Below are 26,037 nucleotides of genomic sequence, written 5' to 3'. Positions count from 1 at the left end.
GGTCGGTCGGGTGGCCTGGTCGGCTCGGTGGGTCCGGTGGGTCCGGTCGGTCGGGTGGCCTGGTCGGCTCGGTCGGTCCGGACGTGCGGTCGGCCTGGTCGGTTCCGTCGCCTGGTCGGCCGGGTCGGCTTCGCCAGCCCGGTCGGCTGTGCCGGTCCGGTTCGTCGGCCTGCTCGGCTCAGTGGTTCTGGTCGGCCTGGTCGGCCTGGTCGGTCCGGTCGCCGTCCGTCACTCGCCGCCCCGCCGTCAGTGGCCACTCGCCACTCGCCGTCCGGCTCCCGCCGCCGGTCGCCATTCGGCACGCGTCGGTTGCCACCGCGCCGCCGGCCGCCCGCCACTCGCCGCCCCGCCCCGCAGCCGGTCGCCGCTCGTCGACTGCCCCCGCCCCGCAGCCGGTCGCCACCCGCCGCCCCCGCAGCGGGCCGCCACCCGCCACTCGTCGGCCGCCACCCGCAGCCGGTCGCCGCCCGCAGCCGTGCGGCCGGTCGCGGGCCGCAGGTCGGCGACCGCGTGCGCCGGGCCGCGGGCTCGTGGACGTCCCGGCGGCGGGCCCGCACGCCGGCCGGGCGGCGGACCGCACCCAGACCGGCGGCAGTGCGGCCGCGTCCGGCGGCCGCGAGCGGCTCCGCGGCGCGGTCGCCCGGTCCCGGTCCGTGGTCACCGGGCACCGTGACCACCGTTCCCGGGCCCGGTGATCGCGCAGCTCCGGGGCGGCCGGACGCGGCTGGGAGGTAACCTCTGATCCGTGCCCGCACTCATCGACGTCATCGCCGCGCTCGACGCTCTCTGGCCCCCCGAGCGGGCGGAGCAGTGGGACGCCGTAGGCACGGTCTGCGGAGACCCGCAGGCCGAGGTCTCCCGCGTGCTGTTCGCCGTCGACCCGGTCCAGGAGGTCGCCGACGAGGCCGTGCGGCTCGGCGCCGACCTGCTGATCACCCACCACCCGCTGTACCTGCGCGGCACCACCACCGTGGCGGCCGGCACCTTCAAGGGCCGGGTGGTGCACACGCTGATCAAGAACGACATCGCGCTGCACGTCGCGCACACCAACGCCGACCGGGCCGACCCCGGGGTCTCCGACGCCCTCGCCGGCGCGCTGGACCTGCGGGTCACCGGCCCGCTGGTGCCCGACCCGGCGGACCCGGACGGCCGCCGCGGCCTGGGCCGGATCTGCGAACTCGAAACCCCGCAGACCCTCGCCGCGTTCGCCCGCCGTGCCGCCGCCCGGCTGCCCGCCACCGCCCAGGGCATCCGGGTCGCCGGCGACCCGGAGCGCACGGTCCGGACCGTCGCGGTCTGCGGCGGCTCCGGGGACGGTCTCTTCGACGCGGTGCGCGCGGCCGGTGTCGACGCGTACCTCACCGCGGACCTGCGCCACCACCCGGCTTCCGAGGCCAGTCAGCACGGCCCGCTGGGTCTGGTGGACGCGGCGCACTGGGCCACCGAGTGGCCCTGGACCGAGCAGGCCGCCGCGCAGCTCGACGAGATCTCCGACCGGCACGGGTGGGGCCTGCGCACCCATGTCTCCCGTACGGTCACCGACCCCTGGACCGCCCACGCGGCGTCGTCCTCGCCCGCCTCCGACGATTCCGACAATCCCTCTGGAGCCCCCAACTGAACGCCGCGCCCGCCGACCAGATCCGCCTCCTCGACCTCCAGGCCCTGGACCTGAAGCTCGCGCAGCTCGAGCACAAGCGCCGGAACCTGCCCGAGCACGCCGAGATCGAGACCCTGAGCGCCGACCTGGCGCAGCTGCGCGACCTGCTGGTCGCCGCGCAGACCGAGGAGAGCGACACCGCCCGCGAGCAGACCAAGGCGGAGCAGGACGTGGACCAGGTCCGCCAGCGGGCCGCCCGCGACCAGAAGCGGCTCGACTCCGGGGCGATCACCTCCCCGAAGGACCTGGAGAACCTCCAGCGCGAGATCGCCTCGCTCGCCAAGCGCCAGGGCGACCTGGAGGACGTGGTGCTGGAGGTGATGGAGCGCCGCGAGTCGGCACAGGAGCGGGTGACCGAGCTGACCGGCCGCGTGGAGTCCGTCCAGGCCAAGGCCGACGACGCCACGGCCCGGCGGGACACCGCCGCCGGCGGCATCGACGCCGAGCTCGCCACCCTCACCAAGGAGCGCCAGATCGTCGCCGGCAGCGTCCCCGCCGACCTGCTGAAGCTCTACGAGAAGCTGCGCGGGCAGCAGGGCGGGGTGGGCGCGGCCCGGCTCTACCAGCGCCGCTGCGAGGGCTGCCGGCTGGAACTGAACATCACCGAGATCAACGAGGTGCGGGCCGCCGCCCCGGACGCCGTGGTGCGCTGCGAGAACTGCCGCCGCATCCTGGTCCGGACGCCCGAGTCCGGTCTGTGATGCGGGAGTTCGTCGTCGAGGCGGACGGCGGGTCCCGGGGCAACCCCGGGCCCGCCGGGTACGGGGCCGTGGTCCTGGACCCGGTCACCGGCGAGACGCTCGCCGAGGCCGCCGAGTACATCGGCACCGCCACCAACAACGTCGCGGAGTACCGGGGACTCATCGCCGGTCTCCGCGCCGCGCACGCGATCGATCCCACCGCCCGGGTCCGGGTCCGGATGGACTCCAAGCTGGTGGTGGAGCAGATGTCCGGCCGCTGGAAGATCAAGCACCCGGACATGCGGCCGCTGGCGGCCGAGGCCAAGACGGTGTTCCCGGCCGCTCAGGTCGGCTACGAGTGGATCCCGCGGGAGCGGAACAAGCACGCGGACCGGCTGGCCAACGAGGCGATGGACGCGGGCGCCAGGGGCGGCCAGTGGCAGCCGAGGACCCCGGCCGCCGCGGCGCCGCCGGCCGGTGCGCACCGGGCCGGGCCGGAGGCCGCGGACGAGGCCGAGGGCGCCGCGAACGCCGAGGACACAGCCCGGACCCCCGCCGTCCCGCCGGTCGGCTGGGCCGCGCCCGCCGACCTCGGGGCCCCGGCGACCCTGGTGCTGCTCCGGCACGGGGAGACCGCCCTCACCCCGCAGAAGCGGTTCTCCGGCAGCGGCGGCGACGACCCCGAGCTGTCGCCCGCCGGCCGCCGCCAGGCCGAGCAGGTCGCCGGTGCGCTCGCCGCGCGCGGCACCGTCCAGGCGATCGTCAGCTCCCCGCTCCGGCGCTGCCGTGAGACGGCCGAGGCGGCGGCGGCCCGCCTCGGGCTCGACGTCCGGATCGAGGACGGGCTCCGCGAGACCGACTTCGGCGCCTGGGAGGGCCTGACCTTCGCCGAGGTGCGCGAACGGTACCCGGCCGACCTGGACGCCTGGCTGAAGTCCGCCAAGGCCGCGCCCACCGGCGGCGGGGAGAGCTTCGCCACGGTCGCCCGCCGGGTGGGGCTGGCCCGCGACAAGCTCATCGCCCGCTACGCGGGCAGGACGGTGCTGGTCGTTTCGCACGTCACCCCGGTGAAGACCCTGGTCCGGCTCGCCCTCGGCGCGCCGTCGGAGTCGCTGTTCCGGATGGAGCTGTCCGCGGCCTCGCTGTCGGTGGTGGCCTACTACGCGGACGGCAACGCGAGCGTGCGACTGCTGAACGACACCTCGCACCTGCGCTGACCCCGCACCGGCCCGGGCGCCGGCAGCGGGCGCGCCCCGGCCGCCGGGTCCGGGCGCGCCCCGTCCCGCGGCCGCCTCAGGCGACGCAGAACTCGTTGCCCTCCGGGTCGGTGAGCACCGACCAGCTGCCCCCGGGTTCCTCGACGTGGCGGACCAGGGCCGCGCCGTGCTCCCGCAGCCGGGCCACGGTGGCCTCCCGCTGCCCGGGGCCGCTGTGGACGTCGACGTGCAGCCGGTTCTTTCCCGTCTTCGGCTCCGGAACGCGGTTGAACAGCAGGCGCCTGCCCAGGCCCGTGCCGCTGACCGGGTCGAAGGGGTCCTCCGGGTGCCGGACCGCCGCGGCGTCCCGCCAGAACAGCCGCCCCTGGAACTCGACGCACAGCTCCCGCTGGACGGCCCCGGAGGCCAGCAGCTGTTCGATCAGCGTGCTGTTGTCCTCGATCAGGTAGTCCAGCGCCTCCGCCCAGAAGACGGCCTGGCGGTGCGGGTCGGCGGCGTCGAAGACCAGCTTCCAGCCGAGTGCCATGGGGCTCTCCCTCCGTAGACGAGGGCTCGCGCCCTCTTGATCATTATGGCCGTCCGGGCGCCGGCGCCGGGGACCTCCGGGCCTGGCCGGGTCCCTGACCGGTCCGCCGGCGGTACCCGCCGGGCGCCATGCCGTACTCCCGTTTGAACGCCTTGGCGAAGGCGAACTCCGAGCCGTAGCCGCACCGCGCGGCCAGCGAGCGCAGCGGGGTGTCGGTCTCGCGCAGCAGCCGGCCCGCCGCGGTCATGCGCAGCCAGGTCAGGTACGCCAGCGGCGGCCGGCCGATCAGCGCGGCGAAGCGGCGGGCGAAGGCGGCCCGGGACAGGCCCCCCTCGGCGGCCAGCTCCTCGACCGTCCACGGCCGGGCCGGATCGCCGTGCATGGCCTGCAGTGCGGCGGTGACCGCACGGTCCCGCAGGGCCGCCGCCCACCCGCCGGTGCCCTCCGGGCGCTCGCTGAGCCACCAGGTGCGCATCAGATACACCAGCAGGGTGTCCAGCAGCCCGGCCACCACGGCGTGCGAGCCCGGGCGGGGCTCGGCCAGTTCGGAGCCGAGCAGGTCGATGGCGGCCCGCAGCTGCGGGTGGCAGCCGATCCGGGCCGGTATGTGGATCACCTCGGGCAGTTCGGTGAGCAGCGGGTGCGCCCGTGCCCGGTCCAGGCGGTAGGCGCCGCAGAGCAGCAGTGTGGTGTCGGCGGTGATCTCCCCGGGGTCGGCCGGCTCGGGCCAGGAGCCGTCCGGCGCCGGCTCGAAGTCCTCCAGCGGGGTGGCGGGGTGGTCGGCGAGGCCGTGGCCGTACCCGTGCGCCAGGAAGACCACGTCGCCCGGGCCCAGGTGCACCGGGTCGGCCGCGCCGGGCCGCAGCAGCCAGGCCGAGCCCTGCAGCACCACATGGAACCCGGCACCGTCGGAGGCGGGGAACCGCAGGCCCCACGGCCCGCGCCGGGCCGTGCGGGAGGAATGGGGCCGACCGGTCCGCATGGCCGCGATCGCATCGCTGAGGACGTCCATGGACGCACCGTACAGGTTCCGGTGAAAGACGATCAGACATAATCCGGCGGCTTTGGGCTATGGGTCGTCTCCGGTGTGCCGCCTACCGTCTCCGTCATGACAACTTCCGCTGTTACCAGGGCAGTTCTTTTCCACGAGCTCGGCGGACCCGAGGTACTGCGGGTCGAGGACGTGCCGCTGCGCGCGCCGGGCCCCGGTGAGGTCCTCTTCCAGGTGGAGGCCATCGGGATCAACCGCGCGGAGGCGCTGTTCCGCGCGGGCGCCTACTACTACCAGCCCACGCTGCCCGGTTCACGGCTCGGCTACGAGGCGGCCGGGGTGGTCGAGGCCGTCGGCGAGGGGGTGACCGAGTTCGCGCCCGGTGACCCGGTGATGGCCGCGGCCGACTTCGACTTCGGGGTGCACGGGGTCCACGGCGAACGGGTGCTGCTGCCCCGGGAGTCGGTGGTGCGCAGGCCGGAGGGCGTGGACGCGGTGACCTCCGCGGCCGCCTGGCTGACCTACTCGACCGCGTACGGAGGGCTGGTGGAGACGGCCGGGCTGGCCCCGGGCGACCATGTGGTGATCACCGGCGCGTCCAGCGGGGTCGGCACCGCCGCGCTCCAGGTCGCCCGCCGGCAGGGTGCGGTGCCGATCGCCACCACCCGCGGCGCGGACAAGCGGCGGCGGCTGCTGGAGCTGGGCGCCGCCCATGTGATCACGACGGACTCCGAGGACCTGGCCGGGGAGGTCGCCCGGATCACCGGCGGCAAGGGCGCCCAGGTGGCCTTCGACGCGATCGGCGGCCCCGGTTTCGCGGCCCTCGGCGACGCGCTGGCACCGGGTGGCACGACGGTGCTCTACGGCTGGCTCGACCACCGCCCGGCCCAGCTGTCCATGAACTGGCCGCAGACCGTGCACACCTACGACAACAGCAAGATCGTCGGCGCCCCGGACGCCCGCCGGCGGGTGTCCGCCTACCTCGGCTCCGGTCTGCGGGACGGCACCCTGGCACCGGTGATCGCCGAGACCTTCCACGGCCTGGACAGGGTGGCCGACGCGCACCGCCTGATGGAGACGAACCGCCAGCTCGGGAAGATCGTGGTCACCCTCTGAACGGCGCCGCCGGCCCGCTCGGCGCGGGCGCCCTCGGGAGCGGCGGCCCGGTTTCCCCTGCGGGCCCGTGGGAGGGGCCCACCCAGCCCTGGCGGGTTGGGGCAAGGGCTCACCCAGCCCTGGCGGGTTCGGGCCTGCCGTGAGGTGGCCGGTCGCGGGTTCGGCGAAGGCCCGGCCGGTCGACGGCCCGCCCGCCACCGGGTCGGCACGGAACCCCGGGGAACCGGCCGGGAGGGCGGGCTCAGCGGCGGAGGGCCGCCGCCTCCCGGGCCAGGCGCTCCACCGCGGACCAGTCCTTCGCCCGGAGCGCGGCCGGTGGCAGCATCCAGCTGCCGCCCACGCAGCCGACGTTGGGCAGCGCCAGGTAGGCCGCCGCCGTCCTGGCGCCGATCCCCCCGGTGGGGCAGAACCGCGCCCGCGGCAGCGGACCGGCCAGCGAGGTGAGGTAGCCGGTGCCGCCCGCCGCCTCGGCCGGGAAGAACTTCATCTCCGTGATCCCGCGCTCCAGCAGCGCCACCACCTCGGACGCGGTCGACACCCCCGGCAGGAACGGCACCCCGGAGGCGCTCATGGCCGCCAGCAGCCGGTCCGTCCACCCCGGGCTCACCAGGAAGCGGGCCCCGGCGCCGACCGCCGCCTCCGCCTGCCCGGGGGAGAGGACCGTGCCGGCGCCCACCACGGCCTCCGGCACCTCGTGCGCGATGGCCCGTATCGCGTCCGGCGCGGCGGCGGTCCGCAGCGTCACCTCGATCGCGGGCAGTCCGCCCGCGACGAGCGCGCGGGCCAGCGGTACGGCGTCGGCGACCTCGTCGAGGACGGCGACGGGCATCACGGGGGCGATGTCGAGTACGGAACCGGAGGCGGCGGCAGGGCGGGTCACGGCGCCATCGTCGACGCCATCCTCGCTCTGCGCAACGAACGTTGCGCCCTGTGCAACGAGCAGCGCCGAGGGGTGCTCCCGGCCCGCCCGCCGACCGTGCCGCACCGGGCCTGCCGGCCGGGCCGCATCCGGCCCGCCCGCCTCGCCGGGAGTGGTGCCGAGCGGTGTCCCGGCCCGGCCACCGGCGGGGCCGCACCCGGCCCGCCCGCCGACCGTGCCTGCCGACCGTGTCGCAGCCAGCCAGCCAGCCAGCCAGCCAGCGAGCCAGCCAGCCCGCCTCGCTGGGAGTGGCGCCCAGCGGTGTTCCCGGCCCGCCCCCGACGGGGCCCGTACCGGGCCTGTCCGCCGTGCCGCACCCGGACTGCCGACCGACCGTGCCGTACCGGGCCCGCCGACCGGGCCGCACCCGGCCCGCGTGCCCGCCCGCGTCGCCGGGTCGGGGCCCCGCACCCGCCGGCCGGCCCGGGCGCTACAGCTCGGTCACCACGACATCCAGCGACCAGGCGGTGCCCGCCTTCGCCGGGGCGGACGCCTCCACGGTGTACCCCAGCTCGTGCAGCGCCTCGACCAGCTCCGCCGGATCAGCGGGCTCCGTGCCGGCCGTCAGCAGGTCCCGCACCAGCCGGCCCTTGGTCGCCTTGTTGAAGTGGCTGACCACCGACCGCTTCTCCGCACCGTCCACGATCCTCGACTGGAGCACCCGGACGCTCGCGGTGCGGCCCGCCGGCGCGCCCTTGGGCCGCCAGGCCGTCGCGTAGGCCGCCGACCGCAGATCCAGCACCAGCCCCTCGCCCGCCGCCTGCGGCAGCACCTCGGCCATCGGGGTCCGCCAGTAGGCACCGAGCGCGCCGAGTCCGGGCAGCTTCACCCCCATCGAGCACCGGTACGAGGGGATGGCGTCCCCGATCCGCACCGCCCCCCACAGTCCGGAGAACACCAGCAGCGACCGCTCGGCCCGCCGGCGGGCCGCCGGGTCCAGCGTGGCCAGGCCCAGCGCGTCGTACAGCACCCCGGTGTAGATCTCCCCGGCGGGCCGGGTGGCGGCCGTGCGCAGCGCCGCGTTCTTCGCCACCTCGCCGCGCAGCCCCCGGCTCAGCCCGAGCACCTCGGCCGCCTTGTCCTCGTCACCGGCGCACAGGGACACCAGCTCGTCGAGGACCCGCGCGCGTGCCCCGCCCAGCTCCGGCAGCGACAGCGTCCCGAGGCTCAACGGCGCCCCGGACCCCTCCGCGGCCTTCCCTTCGGACGGCGGCAACAGCACGAGCACTTCGGACTCCTCGGTAGGCGACGGTGGGGCGCGGGCTCATCGCCCGATCCCGCAGCCTACGGCCCGGGACCCCGGCGGGCCGAACCCCGGCCGGTCCGCGAGACGCGCCCCGCCGCCTCCGGTCCCGCCGCCTCCGGTCCCGCGCGCCTGCGGCCCGTCCCCTCGGAGCGCCTGCGGCCCGTACCCCCGCGCCGGGCGGTCCCCGCCCCGCTCGCCGTGCCGGAGGCCCCGCCCCCGCCTAGGCTCGAAGCCATGCCCCGCCGCCCCATTCACGTGTCCGGGACGGGCGGCGCCGAGCTCCGCGCCGCCCTCCACGAACTGCGCCGCGAACTGGACCTCCCGGCCGCCTTCCCGCAGGCGGTACGGGAGGAGGCCGAGCAGGCGGCCGCCCACCACCGGCCGCTGCCGGACGCGGTGGACGCGACCGACCTCCCGCTGTTCACCATCGACCCGCCCGGCGCGGCCGACCTCGACCAGGCCATGTTCCTGGACCGGCGGCCCGGTGGCGGCTTCCGGGTGTACTACGCCATCGCGGACGTGGCCGCGTTCGTCGTGCCCGGCGGCGCCCTGGACGCCGAGACCCACCGCCGGGGCATGACCGTCTACCTCCCCGACGGCCGGGTGCCGCTCCACCCCGAGGTGCTCGGCGAGGGGGCGGCCAGCCTCCTGCCCGACCGGGACCGCCCGGCCCTGCTGTACCAGATGGACCTCGACGAGTTCGGGGAGCTGGTGTTCACCCACGTACGGCGGGCCCTGGTGCGCAGCCGCGCCCGTCTGGACTACGCCGGGGTGCAGCGGGAACTGGACAGCGGGGCCGCGGAGGAACCGCTCACCCTGCTGCGTGACATCGGCCTGCTCCGCCAGGAGCTGGAGCAGGCACGCGGCGGGATCTCCCTCGACGTCCCCGAGCAGGTCGTCGTCCCGCGGGACGGGCGCTGCGCCCTGGCCTACCGGGCCCCGCTGCCGGTCGACGGCTGGAACGCCCAGATCTCCCTGATGACCGGTATGGCCGCCGCTGACCTGATGCTCACCGCGGGCACCGGCATCCTGCGCACGCTGCCCACCGCGCCCGACGGGGCCGTCAAGCGGCTGCGCCGGGTGGCCCACGCGCTCGACGTGGACTGGCCGCACGGCACCTCGTACGCCGACGTCGTCCGCTCCCTCTCGGCGGCCCAGCGGCCCGGCGAGGGCGGCTCCGGCGGGCCGCCGCCCATCGAGCCCCGCCACGCGGCCTTCCTCCAGGAGTGCACCGGCCTGCTGCGCGGCGCCGGGTACACCGTGTTCGACGGCGATCCGCCCGACCCGGCCGAGGCCCGGCACGCCGCCCTCGCCGACGACTACGCGCACTGCACCGCGCCGCTGCGCCGCCTCGTGGACCGCTACACCGGCGAGCTGTGCCTGGCCGCGGCCGAGGGGGCCGAACCGCCCGAGTGGGTCCGCGCCGCCCTCGACGCGCTCCCGGCCGAGATGGCCGGCGCCGCGGCCCGTGCCCGCCGGGCGGAGCGCGAATCGGTGGATCTGGTCGAGGCGGCGGTGATGAGCGACCGGGTGGGCGAGGTCTTCGACGGCTTCGTGGTGGAGGTCCGGGAGGACGCCCCGACCCGGGGAACCGTGCAGCTCCGTGAACCCGCCGTGGTCGGCCGGGTGGACACCGATCCGTACGGCCCCGCGCTCCCGCTCGGCGACCCGCTGCGGGTGCGGCTCCTCGCGGCCGGACCCGGGCGGGAGAAGGTCCGCTTCGCCCCGGCCTGACGCGGGGCCGAGCCGCCGCGGCCCGTGCGGTCCGTCGGGTCCCCGGCCCGGCGGCACCGGCACCGGCTCCGGCCCGGTCCGGTCCGGGACGTGACCTTGGGCCGGGTAGCATGGTCGGCACGGCGGACGAGCCGGCCGGGCGGCCGCGTCGGGGTCCCAGACCCCGCCGAGGAACGTCCGGGCTCCACAGGGCAGGGTGGTGGGTAACGCCCACCCGGGGTGACCCGCGGGACAGTGCCACAGAAAACAGACCGCCGGGAGCCGCAAGGCACCCGGTAAGGGTGAAACGGTGGTGTAAGAGACCACCAGCGACCGGGGTGACCCGGCCGGCTAGGTAAACCCCACCCGGAGCAAGGTCAAGAGGAGCCGTCGGCTGACGGCTCTGCGCGGACGATCGAGGGCTGCCCGCCCGAGTCCGCGGGTAGACCGCACGAGGCCGGTGGCAACACCGGTCCTAGATGGATGGCCGCCTCCTCGGGCGCCGCGAGGCTCCCGGGAGACAGAACCCGGCGTACAGGCCGACTCGTCCGTCGTTCCCTCCTCCCCGCCGACCGGGTCGGCGGGGCAGCGGTCCCACCCCCGCCGTGGCGGGGGTGGTGCGGGCGCCGTACCGGCGGACGGACCCTAGCCGTCGGAGCCGTCGGAGCCGCCGGCCGACCGCGGGACCTCGACGACGAAGAACAGGAACGTGGTCCTGGTCGAGAGGTCGTGGAAGCCGGTCGGCCACGTGCAGGGCCGCGTCGTCCCCGAGCCGCCGCCTCGCCAGCGCCAGCATCCCGGCGCTGGCGTCGATGCCGGTGACGACCGCGCCGCGGTCGCGCAGTGCGGCGGTCAGGGGCCCGGAGCCGCACCCGGCGTCCAGGATCCGGCGACCGGCCACGTCCCCGGCGAGGGCCGGCATCGCGGGCCGCTCGTAGTACGCGTTCACGAGGTTGTCCTCGTTCTCCGCCGAGTACGCCTCAGCGAAGCCGTCGTAGTCGTTCACCCGGCCCGAGGACCCGGTGCAGCCCCCGGGGGCGTCGGTTGCGTGTTCCATCGGCGCAGCCTAGTGGTCACATGATCCACCGGACGGTCCCCTACCGCGGCGTGCTGCCGTCGGGTGTGAACGGGCCGCCGTGGCCGGGCACGATCAGGTCGGCGGCGGACAGCACCCGCAGCCGGGAGGCGCGCAGTACGTCGCGGTAAGGGCCCTGCGACCGGTGGGTCCCGCCTGCCCCCTTTCGCCGCCACCACGCGTCCGGCGCCGGTGCCCAGGCGCCCCCGCCCGTCAACCGGTTCGCCCTGCCCCACGGGGGCACCAGCCGGGACGCCCGGGAAACGGCGGGCGGCGCGTCGCCGATGGCCGTCCTGGCGGCAACTGGCCGGACTCGTAGGTGTGTTCAGGTCATAAGCGGGCACTTGGGGCACGGACGGGACCGGCGTCGCACGGAGCCGGTCGGCGGCACAGCTGAGAGGAGCACTCGATGGCCAGGTCGGGCAGGAGCAGGATCGCGGCGCTGTCCGTAGCCGGAGTTCTCGCCGGCACGGTGGTGGTCGGCTGCGGTGGCGACGGCGACACGGCCGGACCGGCGGACGAGTCGCGCGCCACCAAGGGCGCGGACGACGCCCGCAACCAGGCCACCGAGGCGGTGCGGTCCGCCTACGACCGGACGGCCGACCAGGAGACCGCGCGGGTGACGCTGCGGACGCGGACCTCGGCCGAGGGCAAGTCGGCGACGGTGCGGGGAAAGGGCGCCGTCGACCTGGACGACGGCGACAGCGTCCTGACGCTCACCGCGGACGGCGGGCGGATCGAGCAGCGCGTGGTCGACCAGCTGCTGTACCAGAAGCCCCCCGCCGGGCAGGCGCCCGACGGCAAACCCTGGATCAGGATCGACCTGCGGAAGGTCGCCGCCCAGCAGCGCAGCGGTGACCAGTCCATGAACGATCCGGCGCGGTCCGCGAGCCTCGCCAAGGCGATCGACGACAAGGACGTGGTGAAGAGCGGCACGGCCACGGTCGGCGGCGTCACCACCACGCGGTACCGCGTGCGCGTCGACGTCGCCGAGCTGCCCGACGGCGCCGCCCTGAGCAAGCGGCTCGGCCCCACCCTCCCGATGGACCTCTGGCTCGACGACCAGGGGCGCATCCGCCGCCAGCAGGTGGACATGGCCCTCAAGGCCACCCCCCGCCCCGAGGCCGGCTCCTCGCAGCGGTCCTCGTCCGCCCCGCAGGGAGTGACGGTGCGCACGGTGCTGGAGTTCTCCGACTTCGGCACCGAGGTGGAGGCGGATGCCCCTCCGGCGAGCCAGGTGACGGACCTGACCGACGAGGCGGTCAAGCAGGACGGCGCGGCGCGCTGACCCGGCGACCGGGGCGGGCCGGCAGGCGCACGGTGCCGCGCCCGCCGGCCCGGCCCGGTGGTGGGCCGCCTATGGACGCCGGCGGCGACGGTTGCGGCCGGTCCCGTCATACCGACGAGCACGAGCAGGCACCGTCGGCGCTCCTGGCGGCGTCCCGGAGCCCCGGCGTCCCGGAGGCCCGGCGGGTCGTCGATCGGCGGGAAGACGGCCGCCCGGTCCTCGCGGGAACACGGCCGCTCGATCCCTGGGGTACCACCGGAACCGTCGCATCGCCCACGGCGCACGTCCGTGGTGCGATGGAACCGGGGGCGGAAAGGAGAGCGATCATGCCCGCAACGAAGCGAACGGGTGTCGCCGCCTCGGTCCGTCCGCTGGTCGAGCCGGACCTGGATCGGGCCGACGACATCTTCAGGGTTGCCTTCGGGACCTTCCTCGGGTTCCCCGAGCCGGAGACGTTCTTCGGGACCGCCGACTATGTCCGCACCCGCTGGGCGGCAGATCCACGCGCGGCCTTCACGGCGACCGTCGAGGGCGAGGTCGTCGGATCGAACTTCGCCGCCGACTGGGGCAGCGTCGGGTTCTTCGGCCCGCTGACCGTACGTCCGGACCTGTGGGACCAGGGCATCGGCAGGCGCCTCATGGAACCGGTCATGGCCTGCTTCGACACCTGGGAGAACCGCCACCTCGGCCTGTTCACCTTCTCGCACAGCCCCAAGCACCTCGAGCTCTACCGCCGGTACGGTTTCTGGCCCCGGTTCCTCACCGCCATCATGAAGAAGCAGGTCGCCGTCAGCGCCGCGGTCCCCGGCCGAGTGCTGTACGGCGAGCTGACCGCCGCCGAGCGGCCCGAGGCACTGAGCCTCGGTCACGCCCTGACGGGGGCCGTGTACGAGGGCCTGAGCCTGGAGCGCGAGATCACGGCCACCCAGGCGCAGGGGCTCGGCGAGACCGTCCTCCTCGAGGGCGCCGACTCCGGCCTCGACGGTCTGGCTGTCTGCCACTGCGGAGCGGGGTCGGAGGCCGGTGAGGACGTGTGCTTCGTCAAGTTCGGCGCCGTGCGCCCCGGCCCGGGCGCCGCGGACCGGTTCGAACGACTGCTGGACGCGTGCGAGCAGCTGGCCGCCGAGAAGGGGCTGGGGCAACTGGACGCCGGAATGAGCCTGGCCCGCCAGGACGCCTACCGGCGCATGGCCGACCGCGGTTTCCGTACCTGGCTGCAAGGCGTGACCATGCACAAGCCCAACGAACCCGGCTACAGCCACCCGGACGCCTACGTGATCGACGACTGGCGCTGAGTCCACCGCCCCACTCGGCTCCGGGGAACACCCGACGCCGTCCGGGGGGCGACGGACACCGGGACTCCACGCTGAGCGGCCTGTCGCCGACCGCCCGTCACCGTTGTAGGGGAACCCGCGGCTCCGACAGCTTCCCTGCCGGCGGCGCCACCGGCAGGAGTGCGGTGTTCCGCCCAGCCGAACCGTCCCGCCGACCGGGTCGGCGGGGCAGTGGTCCCCCCGCCGTGGCGGGGGTGGTGCGGGCGCCGTACCGGCGGACGGACCCTAGCCGTCGGAGCCGTCGGAGCCGCCGGCCGACCGCGGGACCTCGACGACGAAGAACAGGAACGTGGTCCTGGTCGAGAGGTCGTGGAAGCCCTCGGGGAACAGCTCACGGGCGGCCGGGTCGGGCTGCGGTTCGCTGATGGCCGACAGCCGGAAACCGGCCGTGGTGAAGGCATCGGTCATCGCGTGCAGGGGCTTGCGCCAGAACCTCATCGGCACGGACCGCCCGCCGAACGTCCAGTCGAAGGTGTAGCTGGTGGTCGCGAAGTAGTCGGGCCGGGGCTCCTGGAACGTGTAGGCCACGAAAGGGTGGTCCACCGACGCGATCAGCCGGCCGCCGGGCCTGAGCACCCGCCGCAACTCGGCCAGCGCCGGCCCCCAGTCCTCCAGGTAGTGCAGCACCAGCGACGCGACCACGTCGTCGAACGCGCCGTCGGCGAACGGCAGGCGGTCGTTCAGGTCGGCCACGTGCAGGGCCGCGTCGTCCCCGAGCCGCCGCCTCGCCAGCGCCAGCATCCCGGCGCTGGCGTCGATGCCGGTGACGACCGCGCCGCGGTCGCGCAGTGCGGCGGTCAGGGGCCCGGAGCCGCACCCGGCGTCCAGGATCCGGCGACCGGCCACGTCCCCGGCGAGGGCCAGCATCGCGGGCCGCTCGTAGTACGCGTTCACGAGGTTGTCCTCGTTCTCCGCCGAGTACGCCTCGGCGAAGCCGTCGTAGTCGTTCACCCGGCCCGAGGACCCGGTGCAGCCCCCGGGGGCGTCGGTTGCGTGTTCCATCGGCGCAGCCTAGTGGTCACATGATCCACCGGACGATCCCCTACCGCGGCGTGCTGCCGTCGGGTGTGAACGGGCCGCCGTGGCCGGGCACGATCAGGTCGGCGGCGGACAGCACCCGCAGCCGGGAGGCACGCAGTACGTCGCGGTCCGGGGCCACGGGGTCGTCCGCGGGGCCCTCCGAGTGCCACCACAGGTCGCCGGCGAACGCCACCACGCCCGAGGCCGTGCCCGCGAGCAGCGTGATGTCCTCGGAGCTGTGCCCCGGGGTGCGGATCAGCCGCAGCGACGGGGTCAGCTCATAACCCTCCGCGTCCCGGTTCCGCCACTGGTCGCCCCGGTACTCGACCTTGTGGTCGTGCACCAGGGCCCGGCCGAACAGGCCCACGTTCATGGTGTTGTCCGGGTGGTGGTGGCTGAGCACCACGTCGGTGATGTCGTCGGGGCCGAGGCCCAGTGCCGCGAGTGGACCGAGGATGCGGTCGGGGCTCGCCACCATGCCCGGGTCGAAGATCACGTGCCGGCCCGCGTCGGAGACGTAGGAGACGGTGGCGGCCACCCCGGGGCCGGTGGCGCCCGTGTATCCGGTGGTCAGGATCGTGTACTCGGCGCTGCGCCCGAGCGGTGCGTCTGTCATGCCCTTGATCCTGCCGACCGGGCCGTTCCGTCACGAGTGGCACTTCTGCCGCTGATCGCAGGATCTGTGCCAGCCGTGGCACACTGCGTCCGTGCCGCCCTTCGTGAACGTCGCCGCCTATGCCCCGCCCGGAGTCGGCGTGCTCGCCGTCGGCATCGTCACCGAGGTGTTCGGTCCGCGCGGGGAGGGATCGCCCGCCTTCGACTTCGCGCTGTGCACCGACCGGCCCGGACCGGTCCCCACCGACTCCGGCGGGTCGCTCGGCGTCACCAGCGGCCTGGATCGGCTGGCCTCCGCCGATCTGCTGATCGCGCTGCCGGGGGCCGACTTCCGCACCCCGCCCGCCCCCGCCGTGCTCGACGCGCTGAGGGCCGCCCACGAGCGCGGCGCGCTGGTCGCGGCGCACTGCGTCGGCGCCTTCGCGCTCGCCGCCGCCGGGCTGCTCGACCACCGGCGGGCGACCACCCACTGGCGGTTCGCGGAACTGCTGGCCGGCCGCCATCCGGCGGTCACCGTCGAACCGGGCGCCCTCTACATCGACGAAGGGCGCGTCATCACCGGCGCGGGAGCCGCCGCGGGCTTCGACATGTGCCTCCACCTGCTGCGACGGGAGTACGGCGCGGCGGCGGCGAACGTCGTCGCCCGCGACATGGTGCTGCCCTCCCACCGCGACGGAGGACAGGCCCAGTACCTGTCCGCGCCCGTCCCCGAGGACTGCCAGGACGAGCGTCTCGCCGAGGTGCTCGCCTGGGCCCGCGAGCACCTCCACGAGCCGCTTCCGGTGGCGGAACTGGCCCGGCGCGCCCTGATGAGCAAACGCTCCTTCGCCCGCCGCTTCACCGCCGCCACCGGCACCACGCCGCACGCCTGGCTGCGCAACCTGCGGCTGAGCAGCGCCGAGGAACTCCTGGAGACCACCGACCTCCCGGTCGAGGAGATCGCCCACCGGGTCGGATACGGGAGCGCGGCGGTACTGCGGGAGCAGTTCGTCCGCCGCCGGGGGGTGCCGCCCCGCTCCTACCGCCGCTCCTTCACGAGCACGCCGGAGCGACCGCGCGGGGAACCGGCCGCGCCGGCCCGGGAACGCCCGTGACCGGCCCGTACGCGCATCCCGGCGGCAACGGACTTACCGTCGAGGTATGGACTTCCGCATCACTGCGGAGGAGCAGGATCTCCTCTTCCTGATCGTGGGCCACCTGGACGAGGGCAACGCACCCACCGTCGAGGAGCTGGCCCGGGACACCGGGGCGGACGTGAAGCGCGAGGTGGCGTCGCTCCGCTCCAAGGGGTGGATCCTGGTCCGGCTGGTGGACGACAGCCTCACCGTGATCGGCCTCTCCCCGATGGCCGTGACCGCGCTGAGCAACCTGCGCTACGGCCGCCGGGCGTGACCCCGGTCCGCCGTCCGGCCCCCGCAGCCGCGGAACGCCCCCGCGAGGGCCCGGTGCCCGGCGCCCCGCGGAACGCCGTGCCGGATCCGGCCCCGGCACCCTGCTGAACGCCCCGCCCCCCGTGCGCTGTTACGGGAGGCGGGGCGACGTCCGAGTAGCGTCAGCAGCAATGACGTATAGGGACGGACACCGACGTTAGCGGGCGGGTCTGACAGTGCGGTCCGGCTCCGGTCCGGCCCCCGGCCGAGCGGGCTCCGGGCCGGCCGGCGGATCGATCTCCTCGTGCGGGGTGACCCGCCAGAACATCGTCACGGTGACCCGGAAGCCGGTGTGGTGCCGTCCGTCGGCGTCGGCCCGCCCGGTGTGCCGCAGCGCCCACTCCTCGGCCCGGTCGCGCATCTCGCCGGGCACCCGCTCCGGCGCGGGCGCGGAGGCCGCCGCGCAGCTGGTGCACTCGACCTCGACGATGTACGGCTCGGCGTCCGGATCCGGCCCCAGCGACATGTCGACATAGCGCATCCGGGCCCGGCTCACGGCGCGGCTTCCGGACGAGGGCCCAGCTCAGCGGTGATCGCGGCCCGCAGCGCCGCGTGCAGAAGCGGCGCGTCGGTCAGGTACCGCCCGTGCGAGACCGGCACCCGCCAGTGCGGCCCGCCCCCGTGCCGGACGTGCCTGGGCGGCACGGCGACGTAGGTGGCGCCGGCCAGCACCGCGACCTGCTGGAGGGACCAGGCGGTCGCGGTCCCGGGCGGCACCAGCCAGTACAGGCGCCTGCCGCGCGGGTCCTCGATGACCGCCCCGGTCTCCTCGCCCAGCAGCGCCAGGGCCCGGGCGCCGATGTACTGCGGGGCGCGCACGGCGTCCCACCACCGGCCCGCGGGCAGGACGTGCACGTCGGTGAGGTTGGGGGGTTCCCAGGCGCCGCCCGCCGGGGCGTTCGGGACGCCCGGGGCGGTGGTGTGGTGAAGCGAGGGGCGGCTCCCCTCGCCGAACGGGCGGTAAGGGCGTACTGGATCGCTCATCGGGTTCGGACTCCCATCTGCCTGCGCTGCGGTCGGGAAGATGGTCGTCCGCCGCAAGGGCCTCAGGTGACCCGCCGCGGGTTAGCCGGTGTCACTCGTAGGCGTGGCACCAACGGGCGAACTCGGTGAGGGTCCCGGCGTCGGATCGTCGCAGTCGGCGCAGCGTGGCCACGTCCTCGCGCACCCAGCGGTGCTCGCGGGCGTGCTGGGGCGCGATACGTCGCGCCGCTCGCAGCGAGGCGAAGGCCGCGTGGGGGTCACCGCTCCACAACTGCGCGCGAGCCAGTTCGATGTGGAATCCGGACCGGCGCTCGGCGGGCAGATGGTGCGGTGGCCGCCATCCGTTCACCTCGTCCAGGGCCCGGTGCGTATGGTCGTTCCCGAGGCTCACCGCGACCGCCACCCGGTGGATGCGAACGCTGTCGGGACCGAAAGCGGTGCCCGTGTAGACGCCTTCGGGAACCAGTTCGGCCAGGGCGCGGGCCTGCGCCAGGTGCTCATGGGCGGCGACCGGGTCTGCGGCGCGTCCGGCGATCACGGCGGCGCGCATGTGGAGTGCCCCGCGCGCGGCCGTCGCATGCGGGCCCACCGGGTTCGGCGACGCGTCGATCGCCCTCTCCAGTGCCCTGAGCCCGGCGGCATGAGCCTGGGCCGTGAAGAAGGTCTCGGTGCGGACGTAGGCGGTCGCCGCGTCGAGCAGCGGGTTCTCCGCATAGGGCGCGACCCAGCGCATCAGCTCGATGAGCCTGGCCGACAGGTCCCGGGCTCGGAACTTGTACGCCACGGCATCGGCGGTCCGGTAGGCGGCTGCCAGGAGGTGCGCGGCCTCCCTCCGGTCGTCCGCGGACGCGGCGTGGAAGGCGCGGGTCAACTCGTCGACGAGGAGTGGCAGATGCCGGGCGATCTGCGCGTAGTGTGCGGAGAGCCGCCAAGTCACGGCGTCGCCGACGACGGAGCGGAGTTCCGGCAGCGACCTCGTGGGGCCGTCCGCCGGCACGTCGTAGGCGGCGAGTACGGCGGACAGGCCGGGCATCGCCTCGTGCACCCTGGCATCGGACCGGTCCTGACCCGATTCCAGCCGCGACGGGTCGATGCCCAGCGCGGCGGCCAGCGCGTCACGTACCCCGTCACCGGCCCCTCGCGCACCGCGTTCGATCTTCTGCACCGTTCCGATGTGCAGGCACGCCGCGTCGGCGAGTTCACGCTGCGTCATACGTGCGATCCGCCTGAAGTAGGCGACGCGCTTGCCCAGTTCACGCGGACCGTCGTCGTGCGGCATCGCCCAGCTCCTCCCTCGGGGCCACTCCGCAGCGTATCGGCGCCGCTACGACAGCGCCTCGACGATGCCCATGAGGTCCGTCAGCGAATCGACGCGCCAGTCGGCTTCGGCGCCGACGGACGCGTCCGACCACAGGTAGCCGTACGGCCCCCGGCGCAGCAGCGCGGTACGGAGACCGGCGCGGGCCGCAGGAGCCACGTCGTTGGCCGGATGATCGCCCACGTAGAGGGTGTCGTGCGGGGGCACCCCGGCGAGTTCCACGACGCGTTCGAAGAACGCGGCGTCCGGTTTGGCCACGCCCCAGGCGCCGGAGGTGGCGATGGCGTCGACGGGCAGGTCGAGGGCGCGCAGGAGTTCGCCGGCGCGCCGGGTCTGGTTTCCCGCGACGGCCACGCGCAGGCCCGCTGCCCGGAGGGCCGACAGGGCGGGTCGCACGTCCGGGTAGAGATCGTCCTCGGCAAGGTGCTCGGTGATCCCGGCCGCGTCCATCGCCGCCCGCTCGGCGGCGACGTCGATGCCCGGCCGGATCAGCCGGATGGCGTCCGCGTTGTCCCGGCCCTGGGCCACCACGGCTCCGACCAGCGCGGAGAGGGTGTGGCGGGGCACGCCGAGCCAGTCCGCCCAGGAGGCCCAGGTCCGGTCGTCCCGGACGAGGGTCTCACCGACATCGAACACCACCGCGCGAATCATGCGGGCAGCGTAAGGCACGGCCCGGAGCCGGGCGTCCCGCCGTCCGGCCGGGGCCGGGCGGCGGGGCACCGGGCGGGCTCACCTCGGCAGGCGGGCGCCGATCCGCGGGGTGTGCGGGGCGGCGTAGCCGCTGAGGAAGGTGACCAGCGGGGGGACGACGAGGGTGATGACGTACTGCGCCACCGACGGCAGCGAGCCCATCAGTTCCGCGTCGCCGACCGTGGCGTTCAGGACGGTGACGGCACCGGCGGCGGCAAGACTGCCGACGGTTGCCCAGGAGACCTTGCGTTCGACTTTCTTGGCCATGGGACGACCTCCTCGACGGGTCGGTTGTGGCCGGAGGAAGGGGTGCGGGCGTGGGGGGTGCGCCCCGGCGGCGTACGCGCATGCGGGCACGGCGGATCGCCGCACGCCGGGTGCGGAGGGGAGTGAGCGGATGGACAGAGCGGATATACCCGGTGCGGCGGCGGTCGGAACGGCCATCGCCGGGGGGCCGCGGACCTGCGGACGCGCGACGGGCTCCGGGCGGGGGCGCGGGCGTCCGAGGGCGCGCGCCGGGCACCGCGCGGGGTGGGTCAGTCCAGGGTGGGCCGGGCGGCTCAGTCCAGGGCGCGCAGGGCGGCGCGCGCGGCGTCGAGGGCGCCTTCCCGGATCTCGGTGGCGCCCGGCGCCTTCCCGTTCTCGAAGTCGCTGCCGTTGTACGTCACGGTGACCACCGCGTTGTCCACCCGGACCGTCACCACCGCCTCGCGGATCTGCTGGTCGTCCTCGGTCGTCAGGCGCTCGTTCAGGGTCGCGGAATCCCCGATCCCGGCCACCGGCTCGCCGGGAGCCGCCGGCGGGGTGGTCCGGCCGCCGGCGGCGAGGGCGTAGCTGATGTCCAGCCAGCGGTAGTCGTAGCCGTCCAGCGCGTTCCAGGAGCAGCTGCTGCGGCGGGCGGTGTCGCTGGCCTTGATCTTCTTGCCGGCGACCGGGGCTCCGGGGACGAGCTTCCGGACCGTTCCGGCGGGCACCCCGGCGCACGGTTCGGCGGGCGGCGCGGTGTACCGGCCCGGGGCGGGCGTGCCGGTGGCGGGAGAGGAATCACCGGGGGAGGAGCCCTCGGAGCGGCCCGGGGAGGGACGGGCGGAGGCGGAGTCGTCCGGCGCCGGCCCGGGGCGGGCGGCGGACTTCTCCGGCTGCGTGTCGGAGTGGCTGTTGGTCGTCATGGCCAGACCGGCGACGGTCAGCACGGCGACGGGCAGCAGGCGGGCGCCCAGGAGGATCGGCAGAGAACGCACGGCGGTCCCTCTTCGCTGACGGGGGACGAGGACTGCGGGAGAGACGACCATGCCACACCACGGGAACCGGGGACAGCCCGGGTCCCCGGGCGGGCCGATGAGCCTCCGGGACCCGGTGCGGTAGCCGCCCGGCGCCCTCCGGCCGCCGGGCGGTGCCGTCTCGCCGGACCGGGCAGGTCCCGGCCGGCTCAGTGCACGTCGACGCGGAAGCCGTGCGCGGCGTCCTCCGGACAGCGGAAGACGCGCAGGTCGCCGAAGCGCCCCACGATCACCTTCGGCGGGGCGTCGGAACTCGCCACGGTGAACAGCAGGCGCAGTTCGGCCCCGCAGTGGCAGGGGTTGGGCAGGTAGTCGGTGAGGTGCCAGGTCGGCCAGCCGCCGGCCTTCCAGCCCGGCAGGCAGGCGAACGCCAGGTAGTCGCCGCCGGTCCGGGCGCTCCACGCGTCCACCTCCGCCCGCACCTCGTCTGGCAGTTCGTCCGGGTAGGGGAGGTCGGTCAGCGGGGTGGGGGTCAGGCGGCAGGCGGTCGGCCGGTACGCGTACGCGGCGTCCCAGTCGGCGCACCAGGTCTCCGGGGGCGGGGCGGTGCGCGGTCGGCGCACCTCGGCCGCGGCGCGCCAGCGGATGTCGAGCACCGGGCCGTCGTGGCCGGCGCCCTCGTGGTCGTTGGGGCACCACAGGATCTGCAGCAGGTCGGTGCCCGGCGGCCACCAGCCGCCCGGCGCGTCCTCGGCCCGCAGCTGTACGACGGGCACCATGGGCACGGCGGTCGGGTGCCCCTCCAGGAACGCGCGCCCGGCCTCCCGGCACACCGGCCAGCTCTCGTCCTCCGGCCAGAGCAGCGGCCCGCCCAGCGAACTCTCGTACGGCGAGGGCGCGGTGCCGTCCGCCGTGGGGCCGGGGCCCCCGCCGTCCGGCGCCGCGCCGGAGGCGGCCCCGGGCGGCACCGGATCGAGCCGGACGGCGGCCCGGGCGAACGGCGCGAGGGCGGGCACGTCGGCCAGCGGGGCGGGTGGCGCCCCGGGGGCGGGCGGCGGGGTGGCGGCGGTCATGGGCGTCCTCGCGGGCGGGTCCGGCAGCGGGCCGGCCGGACGGTGGGGTGCACCGTAGCGGCCGGGCCGGACAGCCGGGCCGGCGCCCCGGGTGTCACCGCCGCCCGCCCGAAGGCCGGCGCCCCGGGCGGGCCCGGCTCGTCCGCAGCCGCGTCACGCCGGCCGCCGGGGAGCCGGGCCCCGGTGGCCGCGGGCGGGCGCGGTGCCCGTCAGGGGATGCGGGTGGCGGTGCCGGTGACGGTGACGCGCGGGTCGTCGGCGCTCAGCCCGACCTCCAGCAGGCCGGGCCGTCCCAGGTCGTGGCCCTGGTGGAGGGTGAGCGTGACCGGCGCGGTGACCAGGCCCAGCTCGCGGGCGTACGCGCCGAACGCGGCGGCCGCCGCGCCGGTGGCCGGGTCCTCCACCACGCCGCCGACCGGGAACGGGTCGCGGACGTGGAAGACGGTCTCCGACTCCCGCCACACCAGCTGAACGGTGGTCAGGTCGTGCTTCCGCATGAACGCCGCCAGCCGGTCGAAGTCGTAGTCCAGGCGGGCCAGCCGTTCCCGGGTGGCGGCCGCCAGCACCAGGTGCCGGGCGCCGGCGAAGGAGATGCGCGGCGGCAGCGCCGGATCCAGGTCGGCGGCGGGCCAGTCGAGCGCCGCCAGCGCCTCGGTGACCTCCGGCTCGGCGACCTCCTCGACCTGCGGTGCCACGCTGGTCAGCGTGGCCCGCAGCACACCGTCGATCTCGCGCACCTCGACCGGCACGGTGCCCACCGGAGTGGCGAACGCGTAGGCGCCGGGCCCGGACCGCTCGGCCAGGGCGACCGCGGTGGCGACCGTGGCGTGCCCGCAGAAGGGCACCTCGGCGAGCGGGCTGAAGTAGCGGACGGTGAAGGCGCGGCCCGGCTCACCCAGCCCCTCCGGCGGGGCGGTCAGGAACGCCGTCTCCGAGTAGCCCACCTCGGCGGCGATCGCCAGTTGCGCGGCGTCGTCGAGTCCGGCGGCGTCCACCACCACACCGGCCGGGTTCCCTCCGGCGGGATCCGCGGAGAAGGCGGTGTAGCGCAGCACGTCGGGCAGGGCGGGAACGTCGTTCTGGATCGTCATGTCCGGGGCAACCCACGGCACCGGTCGGGTTATTCCGGGGGCGCGGCGAGCACCGCGCGACGGGCCGCGCGGGGCACCGCGCCGCCCGCCGGCGGCCCCGGGACGGGGGGCGGTCCGGGCCCGGGGCGTCGCGGTCCGCGGCGTCGCGGACCGGGCGCTTCCCGCGGCCGGGCGGCGGCCCGCGTCCGCTCAGCCCCGGCCGATGTACGGCATGGCCGTCGCCATCACGGTGGCGAACTGGACGTTCGCCTCCAGCGGCAGGGCGGCCATGTGGCGGACCGTGCGGGCCACGTCCGCCGCGTCCATCACCGGCTCCGCGCGCACCTCGCCGTTCGCCTGGAGGATGCCGGTGCTCATCCGCTCGGTCATCTCGGTCGCGGCGTTGCCGATGTCGATCTGGCCGCAGGCGATGGAGTACCGGCGGCCGTCCAGCGACAGCGACTTCGTCAGGCCGGTCATGGCGTGCTTGGTGGCGGTGTAGGCGATGCTGTGCGGCCGGGGCACATGGGCCGAGATGGAACCGTTGTTGATGATGCGTCCGCCCTGCGGGTCCTGGGCCCGCATCAGCCGGAACGCGCCCTGGGCGCAGAGGAAGGCGCCGGTGAGGTTGGTGTCGACCACCGCCCGCCAGTCCTCGTACGACAGTTCGTCCAGCGGCACCGGCGGGCCGAAGGCGCCCGCGTTGTTGAACAGCAGGTCGAGCCGGCCGAAGCGGTCGCGCACCGTCGCGAACAGCGCGTCCACCTCGGCGGGCCGGGTCACGTCGGTCCGCACCGGGAGCGCCCCGGAGCCCGCCAACCGGGCGGTTTCGGCCAGCGCGTCCTCCCGGCGGCCGGCCAGGACCACCGACCACCCCGCCTCGGCGAGCTCCAGCGCCACCGCCCGGCCGATTCCCGAGCCCGCACCCGTCACGACCGCGATCCTGGACACCACCGACCGCTGGGACACCGCAGATCCCTCTGACACCGCCGCCCCCTTCGACCCCGGACTGCTCCCGTTCATGGCTCCGCAGCGTACGCGACACCTTCCGGCCCCGGGAGATTGCGCCGAATGCCCCATCCGGATGCTGCGCTCACCTGAGGGCCATATATGTGTCGTGCACGGGTCGGTACATCGCCGCTCCGCTCCACTCCAATTCCTCTGACACGTCACGTCAGGGGAAGGCAGATGGGACAGATGGCACACGCAGCCGACGCACACGCACCGCACCAGCAGCAGCTCAGGTCCGCCGCGGCCCGGCTGGGCCGGCGCCGCTTCCTCACCGTCACCTCGGCGGCCGCCGCGCTCGCCTTCACCACCAACCTGCCGGCCGCGCACGCCGCCGAACTGGCCCCCCGCGCGCTCACCGAGGACCCGTTCACGCTGGGCGTCGCCTCCGGCGACCCGCGCTCGGACTCGGTGGTGCTGTGGACGCGCCTGGCCCCCCGCCCCTACGAGCCGGGCAACGGCCTGCCGGCCACCGGCGCGGTGCGCGTGCACTGGGAGGTCGCCCGGGACGAGCGCTTCACCCGCATCGCCCGGCGCGGCACCGCCAGAGCGCACGCCGAGTTCAACTACACCCTGCACGTGGAGGCCGACGGGCTCGCCGCCGACCGGGTCTACTGGTACCGCTTCCGGGCCGGCGAGTGGATCAGCCCGGTCGGCCGCACCCGCACCACGCCCGCGCGCGGCATACGGGTCAACGACGCCCGGTTCGGGCTGGTGTCCTGCCAGGCGTACCACGACGGGTACTTCACCGCGCTGGGCCACCTCGCGCGGGAGGACCTGGACGCCGTCTTCCACGTCGGCGACTACCAGTACGAGTACGCGGTGAACGCCGTCGGCGGGGCCCGGAACTACACCGACCGCACGCTGCCCGAGGTGTTCAACCGGGAGACCGTCACGCTGGAGGACTACCGGCTGCGCTACGCCCTGTACAAGTCCGACCCGGACCTGCGGGCCGCGCACGCCGCCTTCCCCTGGTTCGTCACCTGGGACGACCACGAGACGGAGAACAACTACGCGGGCGGCATCCCGGAGAAGGACCAGGACCCGCAGGAGTTCCTGATCCGCCGCGCCGCCGCCTACCGCGCCTACTGGGAGAACATGCCGCTGCGGATGCCGCAGCTGCCCGACGGCCCGGACATGCGGCTGTACCGCCGCGCGCACTACGGCCGGCTGGTCCAGCTCGACATCCTGGACACCCGGCAGTACCGCTCGGACCAGGCGTACGGGGACGGCTGGCAGTACCCCGGACCGGAGTCCGAGGACCCCTCGCGCACCATGATCGGCGCGGCGCAGGAGCGCTGGCTGCTGGACGGCTTCCGCCACTCGCACGCCACCTGGAACGTGCTGCCCCAGCAGGTCACCTTCTCCCGCCGGAAGAACACCACCGCGGACCGGTCCAAGCTCTCCATGGACTCCTGGGACGGCTACCCGGCCTCCCGCGAGCGGATCCTGGCCGGCGCCGAGCAGGCGGGCCTGGACAACCTCGTCGTGCTCACCGGTGACGTGCACGTCTCCTACGCCCTGGAGATCAAGCGGGACTTCGACGACCCGGCCTCGCGGACGGTGGGCGTGGAGTTCGTCGGCACCTCCGTCAGCAGCGGCAAGGACGGCGCCGACAAGCCGGGCAACTGGGACACCTATCTGGCGGCCAACCCGCACATGAAGTTCTACAACGGCCGCCGCGGCTACACCACGGTCACCCTCGACGCGGAGCAGGCGCGTGCCGACTACAAGACGGTCTCGCGCGTCACCACGCCCGGCGGCACCCTGAGCACCGCGGCGTCCTTCGTCTGCGAGGCCGGCAACCCCGGTCTGCACCAGGTCTGACCGCGGCCGCCGGCCGGCGG

General features: G+C 75.4%; 25 protein-coding genes, 1 other RNA gene and 1 pseudogene. 11 read left to right on the top strand and 16 right to left on the bottom strand.

What is annotated here, in order from left to right; translation table 11 throughout:
* Positions 1-745 precede the first annotated feature (745 nt).
* Genes ACH4B3_RS11450 through ACH4B3_RS11440 form a run of 3 tightly spaced genes read left to right on the top strand, consistent with a single transcriptional unit; the run spans position 746 to position 3,554 of the window.
* Entirely contained in the window at positions 746-1,618 is an 873-nt protein-coding gene (locus ACH4B3_RS11450; RefSeq protein ID WP_398462566.1) for a Nif3-like dinuclear metal center hexameric protein, read from the top strand.
* The gene (locus ACH4B3_RS11445; protein WP_398462755.1) at positions 1,615-2,358 is read left to right on the top strand and encodes a zinc ribbon domain-containing protein; all 744 of its coding nucleotides are present in this window, start codon (positions 1,615-1,617) and stop codon (positions 2,356-2,358) included. The genes ACH4B3_RS11450 and ACH4B3_RS11445 overlap by 4 nt, the downstream gene beginning before the upstream one ends.
* Complete coding sequence (locus ACH4B3_RS11440) at positions 2,355-3,554, top strand: bifunctional RNase H/acid phosphatase (RefSeq protein WP_398462565.1); 1,200 nt, start codon at positions 2,355-2,357, stop codon at positions 3,552-3,554. Before ACH4B3_RS11445 ends, ACH4B3_RS11440 begins: the two co-directional genes overlap by 4 nt.
* A 76-nt stretch (positions 3,555-3,630) precedes the next feature.
* On the opposite strand, the gene ACH4B3_RS11435 is transcribed toward ACH4B3_RS11440, so the two are convergent.
* The gene (locus ACH4B3_RS11435) at positions 3,631-4,080 is read right to left on the bottom strand and encodes a VOC family protein (protein ID WP_398462564.1); all 450 of its coding nucleotides are present in this window, start codon (positions 4,078-4,080) and stop codon (positions 3,631-3,633) included.
* 43 nt (positions 4,081-4,123) lie between these two features.
* A complete protein-coding gene (locus tag ACH4B3_RS11430) occupies positions 4,124-5,092 on the bottom strand; it encodes an AraC family transcriptional regulator (protein WP_398462563.1) in 969 nt (322 codons plus the stop codon).
* Between the two features lie 96 nt (positions 5,093-5,188).
* On the opposite strand from ACH4B3_RS11430, the gene ACH4B3_RS11425 reads away from it, so the two are divergent.
* A complete protein-coding gene (locus ACH4B3_RS11425; RefSeq protein WP_398462562.1) occupies positions 5,189-6,187 on the top strand; it encodes a zinc-dependent alcohol dehydrogenase family protein in 999 nt (332 codons plus the stop codon).
* 241 nt (positions 6,188-6,428) lie between these two features.
* On the opposite strand, the gene eda is transcribed toward ACH4B3_RS11425, so the two are convergent.
* On the bottom strand, positions 6,429-7,067 hold the full coding sequence (eda, locus tag ACH4B3_RS11420) for a bifunctional 4-hydroxy-2-oxoglutarate aldolase/2-dehydro-3-deoxy-phosphogluconate aldolase (RefSeq protein ID WP_398462561.1): 639 nt from the start codon (positions 7,065-7,067) through the stop codon (positions 6,429-6,431).
* A 469-nt stretch (positions 7,068-7,536) separates the two neighbouring features.
* Complete coding sequence (yaaA, locus tag ACH4B3_RS11415) at positions 7,537-8,334, bottom strand: peroxide stress protein YaaA (RefSeq protein WP_398462560.1); 798 nt, start codon at positions 8,332-8,334, stop codon at positions 7,537-7,539.
* A gap of 252 nt (positions 8,335-8,586) precedes the next feature.
* Here yaaA and ACH4B3_RS11410 point away from each other — a divergent pair, with 252 nt between their 5' ends.
* Positions 8,587-10,086, top strand: coding sequence for an RNB domain-containing ribonuclease (locus ACH4B3_RS11410; protein WP_398462559.1), 1,500 nt, complete (start codon positions 8,587-8,589; stop codon positions 10,084-10,086).
* Between the two features lie 127 nt (positions 10,087-10,213).
* An RNA gene (rnpB, locus tag ACH4B3_RS11405) (RNase P RNA component class A) lies at positions 10,214-10,616 on the top strand.
* Between the two features lie 179 nt (positions 10,617-10,795).
* Here rnpB and ACH4B3_RS11400 read toward each other — a convergent pair.
* A pseudogene (locus ACH4B3_RS11400) lies at positions 10,796-11,122 on the bottom strand (class I SAM-dependent DNA methyltransferase); the annotation flags it as partial.
* A 427-nt stretch (positions 11,123-11,549) separates the two neighbouring features.
* Here ACH4B3_RS11400 and ACH4B3_RS11395 point away from each other — a divergent pair.
* Entirely contained in the window at positions 11,550-12,428 is an 879-nt protein-coding gene (locus tag ACH4B3_RS11395) for a hypothetical protein (RefSeq protein WP_398462558.1), read from the top strand.
* Positions 12,429-12,754: 326 nt separating this feature from the next.
* Entirely contained in the window at positions 12,755-13,723 is a 969-nt protein-coding gene (locus tag ACH4B3_RS11390) for a GNAT family N-acetyltransferase (RefSeq protein WP_398462557.1), read from the top strand.
* Between the two features lie 264 nt (positions 13,724-13,987).
* Here the strand turns inward: ACH4B3_RS11390 and ACH4B3_RS11385 are convergent, their stop codons facing one another.
* Both ACH4B3_RS11385 and ACH4B3_RS11380 read right to left on the bottom strand, forming a co-directional pair.
* Positions 13,988-14,764: a class I SAM-dependent methyltransferase gene (locus ACH4B3_RS11385; protein WP_398462556.1), complete on the bottom strand. Its 777-nt coding sequence runs from the start codon at positions 14,762-14,764 to the stop codon at positions 13,988-13,990.
* Between the two features lie 40 nt (positions 14,765-14,804).
* Positions 14,805-15,398 carry an MBL fold metallo-hydrolase gene (locus ACH4B3_RS11380; protein ID WP_398462555.1) on the bottom strand — a complete coding sequence of 198 codons (594 nt, stop codon included), beginning with the start codon at positions 15,396-15,398 and terminating at the stop codon, positions 14,805-14,807.
* A gap of 91 nt (positions 15,399-15,489) precedes the next feature.
* On the opposite strand from ACH4B3_RS11380, the gene ACH4B3_RS11375 reads away from it, so the two are divergent.
* Both ACH4B3_RS11375 and ACH4B3_RS11370 read left to right on the top strand, forming a co-directional pair.
* Positions 15,490-16,491 (top strand): GlxA family transcriptional regulator, encoded by a 1,002-nt coding sequence (locus ACH4B3_RS11375; protein ID WP_398462554.1) that lies wholly within the window; start codon positions 15,490-15,492, stop codon positions 16,489-16,491.
* Positions 16,492-16,537: 46 nt separating this feature from the next.
* Positions 16,538-16,789 (top strand): hypothetical protein, encoded by a 252-nt coding sequence (locus ACH4B3_RS11370; RefSeq protein ID WP_398462553.1) that lies wholly within the window; start codon positions 16,538-16,540, stop codon positions 16,787-16,789.
* 195 nt (positions 16,790-16,984) lie between these two features.
* Here the strand turns inward: ACH4B3_RS11370 and ACH4B3_RS11365 are convergent, their stop codons facing one another.
* From ACH4B3_RS11365 to ACH4B3_RS11325, 9 genes are all read right to left on the bottom strand, one after another.
* A complete protein-coding gene (locus ACH4B3_RS11365) occupies positions 16,985-17,323 on the bottom strand; it encodes a hypothetical protein (RefSeq protein ID WP_398462552.1) in 339 nt (112 codons plus the stop codon).
* The gene (locus ACH4B3_RS11360; protein ID WP_398462551.1) at positions 17,320-17,811 is read right to left on the bottom strand and encodes a hypothetical protein; all 492 of its coding nucleotides are present in this window, start codon (positions 17,809-17,811) and stop codon (positions 17,320-17,322) included. Before ACH4B3_RS11360 ends, ACH4B3_RS11365 begins: the two co-directional genes overlap by 4 nt.
* Before the next feature lie 91 nt (positions 17,812-17,902).
* A complete protein-coding gene (locus ACH4B3_RS11355; protein WP_398462550.1) occupies positions 17,903-19,090 on the bottom strand; it encodes a helix-turn-helix domain-containing protein in 1,188 nt (395 codons plus the stop codon).
* 45 nt (positions 19,091-19,135) lie between these two features.
* A complete protein-coding gene (locus ACH4B3_RS11350) occupies positions 19,136-19,780 on the bottom strand; it encodes an HAD family hydrolase (RefSeq protein WP_398462549.1) in 645 nt (214 codons plus the stop codon).
* Between the two features lie 78 nt (positions 19,781-19,858).
* Positions 19,859-20,086, bottom strand: coding sequence for a holin (locus ACH4B3_RS11345; RefSeq protein WP_398462548.1), 228 nt, complete (start codon positions 20,084-20,086; stop codon positions 19,859-19,861).
* A gap of 293 nt (positions 20,087-20,379) precedes the next feature.
* Entirely contained in the window at positions 20,380-21,060 is a 681-nt protein-coding gene (locus ACH4B3_RS11340; protein ID WP_398462547.1) for a hypothetical protein, read from the bottom strand.
* Between the two features lie 188 nt (positions 21,061-21,248).
* Positions 21,249-22,112, bottom strand: a complete 864-nt coding sequence (locus ACH4B3_RS11335) for a hypothetical protein (RefSeq protein ID WP_398462546.1) — start codon at positions 22,110-22,112, stop codon at positions 21,249-21,251.
* Positions 22,113-22,321: 209 nt separating this feature from the next.
* Positions 22,322-23,203: a PhzF family phenazine biosynthesis isomerase gene (locus ACH4B3_RS11330; protein ID WP_398462545.1), complete on the bottom strand. Its 882-nt coding sequence runs from the start codon at positions 23,201-23,203 to the stop codon at positions 22,322-22,324.
* A 189-nt stretch (positions 23,204-23,392) separates the two neighbouring features.
* The gene (locus tag ACH4B3_RS11325; RefSeq protein ID WP_398462544.1) at positions 23,393-24,169 is read right to left on the bottom strand and encodes an SDR family oxidoreductase; all 777 of its coding nucleotides are present in this window, start codon (positions 24,167-24,169) and stop codon (positions 23,393-23,395) included.
* A gap of 210 nt (positions 24,170-24,379) precedes the next feature.
* Between ACH4B3_RS11325 and ACH4B3_RS11320 the strand changes: the two genes are divergently transcribed.
* Positions 24,380-26,017: an alkaline phosphatase D family protein gene (locus ACH4B3_RS11320; RefSeq protein ID WP_398462543.1), complete on the top strand. Its 1,638-nt coding sequence runs from the start codon at positions 24,380-24,382 to the stop codon at positions 26,015-26,017.
* Positions 26,018-26,037 lie beyond the last annotated feature (20 nt).

Source organism: Streptomyces sp. NPDC018031, from assembly GCF_044327625.1.
Classification (GTDB): Bacteria; Actinomycetota; Actinomycetes; order Streptomycetales; family Streptomycetaceae; genus Streptomyces.
This window is presented reverse-complemented; position numbering and strand designations above follow the sequence as displayed.